A 273-nucleotide genomic window follows, 5' to 3' on the forward strand; every position below is an offset into this window, starting at 1 on the left:
CTTTCGAGATGGGCAACAACGTGTTGCTGTACTTGGATGATATTCAACATACCCATCCCGAATTCTTACAGAAATTCATCTCACTCTGTGATGGCACGCGTCGCATAGAAGGCACTTGGAAAGGGAAAACGAAAACCTACGACATGCGCGGCAAAAAGTTTGCTGTCGTGATGGCGGGTAACCCGTACACCGAGAGTGGCGAAGCATTCAGAGTCCCAGATATGTTGGCTAACCGTGCGGACATCTACAACCTCGGTGATATGCTCTCTGACC

The 273-nt window shown here is 49.5% G+C and carries 1 protein-coding gene; it reads left to right on the plus strand.

Features of this window, described 5'->3' with window-relative positions:
* Positions 1-273: AAA family ATPase (locus A3712_RS15595; RefSeq protein ID WP_157618778.1), on the plus strand; the 273-nt coding region annotated here is incomplete at both ends.

Source organism: Vibrio sp. HI00D65 (genome assembly GCF_001635455.1).
Lineage (GTDB): Bacteria > Pseudomonadota > Gammaproteobacteria > Enterobacterales > Vibrionaceae > Vibrio.